This is a genomic window from Xanthomonas sp. SHU 199 (assembly GCF_000364665.1).
In the GTDB taxonomy this organism is placed as follows: domain Bacteria; phylum Pseudomonadota; class Gammaproteobacteria; order Xanthomonadales; family Xanthomonadaceae; genus Xanthomonas_A; species Xanthomonas_A sontii.
This window is the reverse complement of sequence record NZ_AQOI01000134.1, coordinates 1-11,295: the sequence shown is the minus strand read 5'-3', so window position 1 is coordinate 11,295 and position 11,295 is coordinate 1. Positions and strand designations below refer to the sequence as shown.

The 11,295-nt window shown below is 69.2% G+C and carries 4 protein-coding genes and 1 tRNA gene; all 5 read left to right on the top strand.

Annotated features, from left to right (window positions below; genetic code table 11):
• Positions 1–152 precede the first annotated feature (152 nt).
• Positions 153–229, top strand: a tRNA-Arg gene (locus tag D183_RS0106420).
• Between the two features lie 536 nt (positions 230–765).
• A complete protein-coding gene (locus tag D183_RS0106415) occupies positions 766–2,784 on the top strand; it encodes a sensor histidine kinase (RefSeq protein ID WP_232757226.1) in 2,019 nt (672 codons plus the stop codon).
• A 78-nt stretch (positions 2,785–2,862) separates the two neighbouring features.
• Positions 2,863–3,528: a response regulator transcription factor gene (locus D183_RS0106410; protein ID WP_026144248.1), complete on the top strand. Its 666-nt coding sequence runs from the start codon at positions 2,863–2,865 to the stop codon at positions 3,526–3,528.
• Positions 3,529–3,835: 307 nt separating this feature from the next.
• On the top strand, positions 3,836–5,563 hold the full coding sequence (locus D183_RS0106405; RefSeq protein WP_232757225.1) for a ShlB/FhaC/HecB family hemolysin secretion/activation protein: 1,728 nt from the start codon (positions 3,836–3,838) through the stop codon (positions 5,561–5,563).
• 34 nt (positions 5,564–5,597) lie between these two features.
• Positions 5,598–11,295 (top strand): YDG domain-containing protein (locus D183_RS0106400; RefSeq protein WP_017908279.1); only part of this gene is annotated, 5,698 nt, incomplete at its 3' end.

Sequence of the window (11,295 nt, the reverse complement as noted above, 5' to 3'; positions counted from 1 at the left end):
CCGTGCCGGCCGCGCCGCGCCGCGCCGCATGTCGACGCACGGTGCCGGTGAGCGGACGGCGGCGGCCGCATGCCCATGACGCGCGCGCCGTCGCCGGGCCGTGCGAATGGGGGAGACGCGGACCACGAATGCCGTTAGAATGCGCGTCCGTTGCGCCCGTAGCTCAGCCGGATAGAGTAGTGGCTTCCGAAGCCATTGGTCGGGGGTTCGAATCCCTCCGGGCGCGCCATCCCACGCCGTGCATGCCGATCCTGTCTGGCATCGCCCGCGTCCTGTCCGCCATCTGCGCAGGCTCTTCTCTCCTCTTTCGCTTCCCCCGTCCTGCGGCCGTGCGAACGCATGCGTTGCTCGCTGCCGGGCGCTGTGGCGCCGATGCGTCATGCCCGCGCGACCCCAACCTTGTCCCAGCGCTTGGTCAGCGTCCCATCCGCTCCCAGAAGCATGGTACGCGGCGTGCTCTGCTGGAGCCGTCTGCGCGGTGTCCGAGCAGGGCGCCAGGCGTGGTACTGGCTGCGTGCGTGTTCGGAGACGGGACGTGCGCCGGAACGCACGGAACGAGGTGTTGCGCAACGTCATAGGTTGATGAATTTCACATTACATGTCTCCCTGTGTAGAATTTCGAAGCGGCCAGGGTAGTGTCCGCCACAGGGCCGGCATGGGGATGCCGCTCGCAGTGCTTTCAGTGACGCCCGCCACCTGCATACGCACACGTTCGGATACAACGCCGGGTTCTTCATGCGCCGCCGCTCGACGCTCACGCCCCTGTTGCTCCTGATCGTCCTGTTGCTTGGCGGGTGCGGCGGGATCCAGTCGGTCTCCGAGCAGGGCCGCCGCTCCATTGCCCTGGACGGGCACGTACAGATGCTGCGCGACCGTGCCGGCACGCTCGACGTGCACGCGGTGGCGGCGCGCGGCGACCTGCAGCCGACGTCGCCAGAGTTCAGTCTCGGCTACATCCCTGATGCGGTCTGGCTGCGCTTGCGCCTGGATCGCATGACCGGCCTGCCTCGGGTGCTGATGTTGCAGGTGGACGCGCCGCTGGCCGATACCGTGCGCCTCTACGTGCCGCAGCCGGGTGGTGGCTTCCGCGAACTGCGCCGCGGCGAGGACGTGTCGCGGCGCGAGTACCCCTACCTGCTGCGGACGCCGGTGTTCCAGTTGGAAGCGCCGGATGGACGCTATCCGGAGGTCTACCTGCGCCTGACCGAGCGCAATGCGATGACGGTGGCGCTGAAGCTGTGGGAGCCGCAGGCGCTGCTCGCCCACGAGGCCTTGTCCGCCAGCCAGGACAGCATCTTCCTGGGCTTCATCCTCGCGCTGTGCATGGCCGGCACCTTCATCTGGCGACGCAGCGGCGTGGGGCCGGTGCGCTGGTATGTCGCCTACATCGCCACCAGCGGCTACAGCGTGTACAAGACCCGGGGCCTAGTCGGCCCGTTCTTTCGTCTGGACACGCACGATGGCGGTGACACCGTACTCGGCGTGGTGCTGGCGCTCAGCGTGGCCATCGCCGTGTCCTTCAGCGTGCGGTTGATGGCTTTGCACACGCATTTCCCGCGGCTGTCGCGCGCCTACGAAACCTTCGTGTGGCTGGCGATCGGCGTCGCCTGCAGCGGATTCCTGCTTGGCAGGTTCGGCACGGTGATGCCGTTCGTGCAGGGGCTGAGCCTGGTCAGCGTACCGTTGCTGCTGCTGGTGGCGGCTTACCTGAGCTGGCGCGGCCAGGCCATGGCCAAGCTGTACCTGGTGGCGTTCCTGGTGCTGTACATCGCATTCTTCCGCGGCTTCCTGATCAACCTTGGCCTGCTGCCGAACACGCCGTGGCTGCGCAATGGCGCGCCGCTGGCGGTGGGCCTGACCCTGCACCTGCTGTTGCTGACCTTCAGTTTCGCGCAACGCTTCTACGCGCTGGAGAAGCAGCGCCAAGATGCATTGGCCCTGGCGCTGGAACTCTCGCAGCAGTCCGAGGCATCGCTGGAGCACAAGGTGCGCGAACGCACCCGCGAACTGGCCGAGGAAATCGTGCAGCGCCAGGCCACCGAGCAGCGCCTGCGCGAGAGCAAGACGCAACTGCGGCAGGCACTGGTCGCCGAGCAGCGGCTGCGCGAGGAGCAGCGCGAATTCGTGACGTTGCTGTCGCACGAGTTCCGCACGCCCTTGTCGATCATCCATGCCAGTGGCCAGATGCTGCAGGACACGGAGACCGCGCTGCAGCCGGCAGGACGCCGCCGCATCGAGAAGATCCAGCGATCGGTGGAGCGCATGTCCGAGTTGATCGAACGTTTCCTCGACGATGAACAGGTGCTCTCGGACGAAGGCGCGCTCAAGCGCGAGGTGTTTGCGTTGCCCGCGCTCATCGACGAGGTGCTGGACGCGCTCGATCCGTCACGCGAGCGCGTGCGGGCCGAACTGGCGCAGGCGCCGCTGCGGGTGGATTGCGACCGCGGCCTGCTGCGGATCGCCCTGGACAATCTGTTGGGCAACGCCCTGAAGTACTCCGGGCCGGGACAACCGGTACGGCTGACGGCCACGGCGCAGGCGCAGACCCTGATCCTCGGCGTGGCCGATCAGGGTCCCGGCATTCCGCAGCACGAGCACACCGGGATCTTCCGCAAGTTCGCGCGCGGCAGCGGCAGCCGCGGCACTGCCGGCGCGGGGCTGGGGCTGTACCTGGTCAAGCGCATCGCCCTGCGATTGGGCGGCGAGTTGACCCTGGACAGCGACGGCCGCGGCGCGACCTTCAGCCTGCGCCTGCCCCAGGCCGTCGCCGCGGAGGGGCGGTGAGCATGCGCACGCACCGCACATGCGGCGCACGGCATGGCGTCGCGCGCCGCCGCCGCCGCGCCGGGGAGGCACGCTGACATGGCATTGATCGGTCTGCTCGAAGACGAAGTGGATCTGTGCGAGGAACTGCAGAGTTATCTGGTCGGCGCCGGACACCGCGTGGTATCCGCTGGCTCGGCTGCGGCCTTCTTCGCTGCAAGTGCCGGGCTGCGCTTCGACGTGGTGATCCTCGATCGCGGGCTCCCCGATGCCGATGGCCTGGAGATCGTGGAGCGCCTGCGCAGCGCCTCCGCGGGCATCGGCATCATCATGTTGACCGCGCGCGGTGCCAGCGAGGACCGCATCCACGGCCTGGAGAACGGGGCCGACCACTATCTGGTCAAGCCGGTGCGCCTGGCGGAACTGGCGGCGCACGTGCGTGCGCTGTTGCGACGGCTGCCGCGCGGCTGGCGTCTGGTCGCCAGCGAATGCTGCCTGTACACGCCGGAGGATGCGCGTCTGGAACTGAGCGCGCGCGAGTTCGCGCTGTTGCGGGTGCTGGCCGTGCGCGCCGGCGAGATGGCCGGCCGCCGCGAGGTGGCCGAGGCGCTGGGCTGGGACTGGATGTCCTTCGACCAGCGTCGCCTGGATACCATGATCAGCCGTTTGCGTCGGCGCTGCCGCGAGGCGTGCGGGCAGGAACTGCCAATCCGCACCGAGCACGCGCGCGGCTATCTGACCACCGATTCCATCCGCGTGGAGTAAGCGCGCCGCGCGACGGTTGGCGACCAGGCGCCAGCGAACTCGGCGCAATGCATCGCGGATGTCGCGTGATGGGATCGTCGCTGCGTCAAAATGCCGTCGTCGCTGTCGCTCGTGCGCACTGCGTGGAACCACGGGCGCGCCGGAAATTCGCCGAAATGCCTGCATTCCGATGCGGCGAACGACCCGCGCCTACGGTCCTTTGACGTTACGCGGCCGTGTCAGAACTCGTAAGTTTTCACACCCTCGTGATCTCCAGAATGGCGCCGATCAACAAGGGCGCGTTCTGCGCACCACACGGGGACATTGCATGAATACCACGCGGCTGGCCAAGCTTCTTGGCCTCGGCTCGTTGCCACTCGCTGTCAATTTGGCTCTTGCGCAGACGGCGCCGCCGGACGCGGGCTCGCTGCTCAACCAGCAGCAGCGCCAGGAACGGCTGCAGCCGCCGGCCGACGATGCGGCCGCGTTGCTGCAGGCGCCGTTGCCCGATGCGCCGGATGGCGGCTTCAGCGCACGCATCGACCGCGTCCGCTTCAGCGGAGCCGAGGGCGCGATCGACACGCAGGCGCTGCAGGCGGTGGTTGCCGATGCGCTGGGCAAGTCGCTGACCCACGCGCAGTTGCAGGCGCTGGCGCAGCGGGTCAGTGCCGCGCTGCAGGCGCAGGGTTATCTGCTGGCGCGCGCCTATCTGCCGCGGCAGGACCTGAGCAACGGCGAGTTGGAGATCGCGATCATGATCGGGCGTCTGCAGAACGCGCCCGGCCGCGTGCAGGTGCTGTCCGACGATGCCGCGCTGCGCGCCCGCGCGACCGGCATCGCCGATGCGGCCTTGCCCGAAGGGCCGGTGCGCAACGACCAGTTGGAGCGCGCGCTGCTGTTGATCAACGACGTGCCAGGCGTGAGCGCGCGTGCGACGCTGGAAAAGGGCGCCGAGCCCGGCAGCAGCCGCCTGCTGATCCGTGCCGATAGTGCGCCGGCGTGGATCGGCGGCGCGAGCGTGGACAACTTCGCCAACCGCTACACCGGCGCGTGGCGCAGCAGCGCCTGGGGCGCGGTGAATCGGCCGTTCGATCACGAGGACCTGCTTGGCGTGAACCTCAGCCACAGCAGCGGCAGTGATCTGCTGGGTCTGAACTACGCCATCGGCCTGACCCCGTCGGGTCTGCGCGCCAACGTTGCCGCCTCGTCGATGCACTACGCGGTTGGCGCCGAGTTCAAGCCGCTGGACCTGCGCGGCAGCGCGCGTACCGTCAGCGCCGGCCTCAGCTATCCGCTGTTGCGCACGCGCAAGCGCAGCCTGTGGATCAGCATGGACGCCGAGCGTCGCGAGCTGGTCGACAAGGCGCTGGGCCAGGTCCTGCGCGAGCGCAATCTGGACCGGCTCACCACCATGCTCAGCGGCAACGCCTGGGACGGTTGGTGGGGCGGCGGTTACTTCGGCGCCAGCCTGGGCTGGGTCGCCGGCCGTGTGGAGCTGGACAACGCGGCCGACCGCATCGCCGACGGGCTGAGCGCGCGCACCCGCGGCAGCTACAACAAGCTGGTCTGGCGCGTGGAGCGCAATCAGAGCCTGGGCGGCTTGAGCAACTGGGGCCTGTACGTGGGGGCCAATGGCCAGTTCGCCAGCAAGAACCTGGATTCGTCGGAGAAGTTCCTGCTCGGCGGCCCGTCCGGGGTGCGCGGGCATGCGGTCGGCGAAGGCAGCGGCGACAACGGCTGGCTGGTCAATGCCGAGCTGCGCCGCGATTTCCTCGTCGCCAGGCACGTGCGTGCGCAGGCGCTGTTGTTCGCCGATCACGGCCACGTGCGCCAGCACATCGATCCATGGGCGGGATCGGTGATGCCGTGGTCGGGCAATGCGTACGACCTGTCAAGCGCTGGTATCGGCCTGAACCTGCAAGGCGAGCGCTGGTCGCTGCGCGGTGCCTGGGCGCACCGGCTGGGCGACAACCCCGGCCGCAGCGCCGCCGGCCTGAACGCCGACGGCCTGCGCGACGACCACTACCTGTGGCTGCAGGCCAGCCTGCGCTTCTGACGCCGCCACTCCACGCCTTCTGAGGACGATTCGCATGAATCACATCTACCGTTTGATCTGGGACGAACTGCGTGGCGCCTACGTGGTCGCCGCCGAAATTTCCCGCCGCCGCGGCAAGCGCAGCGGCACCGTGGTGCGCGCTGCCGCCGCCGCGATCGCCATCGGCAGCGTGCCGCTGTCGGCATATGCCGTGGATCCTGGCGCATTGCCCGACGGCGCGCAGATCGCCGCCGGCAATGCGCACCTGGACCAGCGCGGCGCCAACCTGACCGTGCATCAGGACAGCCAGCGGCTGATCCTGAACTGGAACAGCTTCGACATCGGCAACCAGGCCAGCGTGCGCTTCGAGCAGCCCGACAGCACCGCCATCGCGCTGAACCGCGTGCTCGGTGGCACGCCCAGCCAGGTGCTGGGCGAACTGAGCGGCAACGGCCAGGTCTGGCTGGTCAATCCCAACGGCGTGTACTTCGGCAAGGGCGCGCAGGTGGACGTGGGCGGGCTGCTGGTCAGCTCGCTTGGCATCAGCGACAGCGACTTCCTGGGCGGACACGCGCGCTTCGTCGCCAGCGGTGCGGCCGGCGCGGTGCGCAACGACGGCGCGATCCGCGCCAACGGCGGCGTGGTGGCATTGCTGGCGCCGGCGGTGAGCAACACCGGCAGCATCGCGGCGGGCCAGGTCGGCCTGGCCGCAGGCGATCGCGTTGCGGTGGACTTCGGCAGCGACGGCCTGCTGTCGCTGGCGGTCGCCCAGGACGCGCTGAAGGCGGAACTGGCGCAGAGCGGCACCATCCTCGGCAACAACGTGGTGCTCAGCGCCGCCGGCGCCAGCGCGCTGCGCTCCAGCGTCATCAACATGGATGGCGTGGTCGAAGCGACCTCGCTGGGCGCGCATGGCGGTCGCATCCTGCTCGACGGCGGCGACGCCGGCCAGGTCCACGTCAGCGGCCGCCTCGACGCCAGTTCGGCGACCGGCCAGGGCGGCCGCATCGACGTGCTCGGCCAGCAGCTACGCCTGGACGGCGGCGCGCGCCTGGATGCCAGCGGCGCGACCGGCGGTGGCGCCATCCACGTCGGCGGCGGTTGGCAGGGGCACGATCCGGCGTTGCGTAACGCCACCCACGTGGAGGCCGATGCCAGCGTCGCGCTCGACGCCAGCGCCGGCAGCAGCGGCAACGGCGGCGAAGCGGTGGTCTGGTCCGACGGCGACACCCGGTTCGCCGGCAGCATCGCCGTGCGCGGTGGCGCGCAAGGCGGCAACGGCGGCCGCGCCGAAGTCTCCGGCAAGCAGCAACTCGCCTACAGCGGCCGCACCGATGCCAGCGCGGCCAACGGCGCGATGGGCGACCTGCTGCTGGATCCGGACACCATCAGCATCCAAGGCGGCGGCACCGGCATCGGTTCCCTGAGCGGAAGCACGGTATACGTGCGGGACCTGCAGGCGCAGAACGCCAACGTGATGCTGGTGGCCGACAATGGCATCACCTTCGGCGACCTGTCGCTGAACGGCGGCAACGGCCGCCTGAGCATGGCCAACAATGTCAGCCTGCGTCTGGAGAACACCAACGGCACCATCAGCTTCGCCAATCCGACCAATACGGTGGAAGTGTTCGGGACCGGCAGCATCTACATGCAGAGCGGACGCACCAACACCGGTTTCCTGAGCAGCATCGGCAACCTGATCGCACATGGCCCCGGCACCAATCCCGGCACGCTGCCGACCCACGACGTCACCCAGAACGGCAACGGTACCCCGGGCGCCGGCTCGATCACCCTGTACGGCGCCGACGGCATCTCGGTCAGCGGCGCGCTGACCACCAATGGCGGCTACGTGCGCATCTGGGGCGACTCGGACAACATGGGCGGCGGCGACCTGACCCTGAACTCGCCGATCTTCAGCAATGGCGGCAACGTATACCTGTCCACCGGGCAGGGCGCGGTGACGCTGAACTCCAACATGACCCTCGGCGCCGGGCGCGTGCTGTTCAAGGCCGATGGCAGCTACACCAGCGGCGAGAAGATCCTCAACGGCCTGATCGACGCCAGTGGGGACTTCAACATCGATACCGCCTTCACCATGAAGGGCGGCGCCAGCATCTACACCAGCGGCAACATCGTGTTCGGCAACGTACCGGTCAATCTCGATACCGGCAGCGGCGTGCTGGTGCTGCGCGCCAACAAGATCGACTGGGGCTCGTCGACTCTCAACAACCTCAGCACCGCGTCGATGCGCCTGGAGCCGTACGATCCTTCGGTCAACATGGTGCTGGGCGACGCCAACGGCTTCGCCTCGGCGGCGACGCTGAACAAGTTGCCGGGCATCCGCAACCTGACCATCGGCCGCGCCGACGGCACCGGCACCATCAGCGTCTCCGGCAACTACAACTTCAACGCCAGCGGCAGCTTCGAACTGCTCGACAAGACTCTCGACATCACCGCCGGTAGCCTCAGCAACAGCACCGGCGACGTGATCCTGACCGGCGACACCATCAACCTCAGCCAGCACGTCACCGCCAACGGCGGCAACGGCAAGGTCACGATCCGGCAGATGACCGCGGCCAACGCCCTGCATCTGGGCACCGGGCTCAGCAACGCGACGATCGGCCAGGTCAACGCGGCCACGCTGGAAGTGGGCCGCAGCGACGGCGGCGACCTGGTGTTCGACAGCGACATCGTCACTGGCGCCAGCACCGTGAGCCTGAAGAGCGGCCAACGCGTCTTGGGAGTCAACGGCGGCGTATCTGCGGCCAAACTGGCGGTCACCGCCGGCGCTGGCGCCACCCTCAGCGACAGTACCTTCAACTTCACCACGCTGGCGCTGGACGTGGGCGGCGCCACCCAGATCGCCAGTTCCAGCGCCACTTGGGGCCTGGGTCTCGCCGACACACTGACCGGCTTGAATGTGCGCGCCGGCACCACCGGGACGGTGGGGTTGAACGCGACAGGAACCTTGGGCCTGAACAGCGCGATCAACTTCAACAACAGCGCCGCCACCCTCGCCGCCACTGCCGGCACCGGTTTCGATGCGGCCAGCACCACGCTGAGCAATCAGACGGCAGCTACCGTGGCCTTCGCCCTGTCCGGCGGCAACCCGTTCGCGTTCGGCGGCAGCAGCACTGTCCTGAGCGGCAGCACGCTGTCGCGCTTCAACGGCGTGAGCACGTTGCGCGTGGATGCGTCGGGCAACGACGTGACGATGGGGGCGTTCAACGTCGCCGTCGGCAACCGCATGCAGGTGCAGGCGCGTCGTTTGCAGCAGACCGGCGACGTCGGCGTGAGTGGCGGCAGCCTCTATCTCAGCGCCGCGCAGGGCGGCCTGAGCCTGAACCACGGGATCAGCGCCGCGCAGACGCTGTCGCTCAACGACGTGGCCGGTACCGGCATCCAGGGCAGCGGCGCGTTGACCGCCGCGGCACTGGCGCTGCGCTCCAGCGGCGCGGTGTCGCTGACCTCCGCCAGTACCCTGGTGAACGCGATCGCGGCGCAGAGCGGCGACCTGACTTTCCGCAACAACGGCAACCTGCTGGTCGGCAGTGTCGATGGCCTCGCCGGCATCGCCTCCACCGGCGCGGTGGACGTGCGCCTGACCGGCGCCAGCGCGGACCTGACGCTGCAACAGGCGGTGAGCGCGGGCAATGCCGCGCAGCGACAGACCGGCGTGCTGCTGGCGGCCGGCCGCAACTTCATCAATCAGGCAGGCAGCAGCGCCGTAAGCACCGGCAACGGCCGCTGGCTGGTGTATTCCACCTCGCCGCTCAATGACACCCGCGGCGGTCTGGCGCCGCAGTTCAAGCAGTACAACGCCGGCACCGGCAGCACCGTGCTGGATGCGGGTAGCGGTTTCCTTTACCGCGTCGCCCCGACCGTTGCCGTCGCCCTCACCGGCGCAGCCAGCAAGACCTATGACGGCAATGCCGCTGCCGCACTGGGCGGGATCGGCTACACGGCCAGCAGCGGTGCGATCGACGGCGATACGGTCGTCGTCACCGGCACCGCCGCGCACTACGACAGCAAGAACGTCGGCCACGGCAAGGCGGTCACCGTCGACGGCCTGAGCGTGGACCACGCCGGCAACGGCGCGGTGCGCGTGTACGGCTACGGTCTGGCCAGCACCAGCGCCAGTGCCAACATCGGTACGATCAGCCAGAAGACGCTGCAGCTGGGGGCCGGCTCGATCCAGGGCAAGGTCTACGACGGCACCAACACCGCCAGCCTGGGGTCGGCGGCCCTGAGCGGCGTGGTGAGCGGCGACGACGTGCGCTTCGCCGGTGCATCCGGCGCGGTGTTCGCCGACAAGCGCGCCGGCGTCAACAAGCAGGTCACCGTGTCCGGCATCGCGCTCGGCGGCAACGATGCAGGCAACTACTTGGTCGACAGCACGGCCTATGCCGACATCGCCAAGCGCACGCTGACGGTGGCGGTCGACATCGCCGGCAAGGTGTACGACGGCGGGATCGGCGCGCAGGTGCGCAACGCCACGCTCGGCAATGCCGTCGTCGGCGACGATGTGTCGGTCGCCACCCAGGCCGCGTTCGTCGACAAGAACGTCGGCGACAACAAGAGCGTCGTGGTCGCCGCACAACTCGGCGGCACCGATGCCGACAACTATGTCATGGACGTGGCCACCTCGACGCCGCGCGGCAGTACCGCCTCGATCACGCCCAAGACGATCGACGCCGGCACGCTGAGCGTGACGGCCAAGGTGTACGACGGCAACCGTACCGCCAACGTCGGCAGCAACGGCCCGGTCGGCACGCTGAGCGGGGACGACGTGGCGCTGGTCCTGCAAGGCCAGTATGACGACAGGAACGCCGGCACGGGCAAGCGGGTGGACGTGACGGCGGGCTTGCGCGGTGGCGACGCCGGCAACTACCAGTTGCTCGCGACGCGCCTGCAGTCCAGCGGCGACATCACGCCCAAGACGATCGACGCCGGCACGCTGAGCGTGACCGCCAAGGTGTACGACGGCAACCGCACCGCCAATGTCGGCAGCAGCGGCATGGTCGGCACGGTCGGTGGGGACGACGTGGCGTTGATCTTGCAGGGCCTTTACGACACCAAGAACGCCGGCACCGGCAAGCGCGTGGACGTGACCGCGGGCCTGCGCGGTGGCGATGCCGGCAACTATCGCCTGGTCAACACCAGCCTGCAGTCGCGCGGCGACGTGGCGGCGAAGGCACTGACCGTCGGCAATGTGGCCGTGCTGGACAAGCGCTTCGACGGCGGCAGCGACGCGGTGCTGGTACTGCCGCCGCTGCGTGGCGTGGTCGCTGGCGACGAGGTCGCGCTGCAGGGTCGGGGTCAGTACGACAATGCCTCGGCCGCGGCGGGCAAGACGGTGCAGATCGCACTGGCCCTGAGCGGTGCCGACGCGGGCAACTACCGCCTCACCGACGCGCGTCAGCAGACCGTCGCCGGCATCGAGGACCTGCCGGGCCGCAACGCGGTGGACGCGGTTTCGCAGCCGAGCATGGGGGGCAACGGCACGCAGCCGGGCGGCACCGCCGACGGCAATTCGTTGACGGCGGCGGGCGCGATTTCGGCAGCGGCCGGCGCGATGGGGGAACTGGGCGCATCGGCGCAACCGCGGCTGGGTGGAACCTCGCTCGATCCGACCGGCGCCGGCAGCACGGCATCGGGCGGCGGCGCCGGTGGCAGCGGCAGCGGCCTTGGCGGTAGCGCCGGTGGTTCGGGCGGTGCCGGCGGCACTGCCGGCGCTGCGATCGGCACGGGCA